The sequence below is a fragment of the Delftia sp. WSY_22 genome (assembly GCF_043104185.1).
Taxonomy (GTDB): domain Bacteria; phylum Pseudomonadota; class Gammaproteobacteria; order Burkholderiales; family Burkholderiaceae_C; genus Comamonas; species Comamonas tsuruhatensis.
Genome location: NZ_JBICKN010000041.1, coordinates 1 through 269, shown reverse-complemented (window position 1 = coordinate 269; position 269 = coordinate 1). Strand labels below are relative to the sequence as shown.

The 269-nt window shown below is 68.8% G+C and carries 1 pseudogene; it reads right to left on the bottom strand.

The window, feature by feature from the left end:
• Nucleotides 1–269 (bottom strand): annotated as a pseudogene (locus ACF8NF_RS20360) (hypothetical protein); the annotation flags it as partial.

The following is a 269-nucleotide window of genomic DNA, read 5'->3' as shown; positions in this document are numbered from 1 at the left end:
TTCGACATGCGCTCATCCGTGGTCTGCACCACCTCGCGCATACCCCCGGCCGTCATGCGCATCTCCAGCAGGTCGCCCGAGTTGTAGGCCCGGGGCGCCGTGCCCTCTTGGCCGCGCAGCACCGTCAGGCGGCACTCGCCGATCACCGAGTTGTCCACGGCGGTAACGCGCAGGATCTCGTAATCGGTTTCGAGCGATCCGCTGCGCTTGTAGGCCGTGAGCACGTACCAGCCGCCGGCGGGAGGATTCAGCAGCGTGCCGGCCGCGCC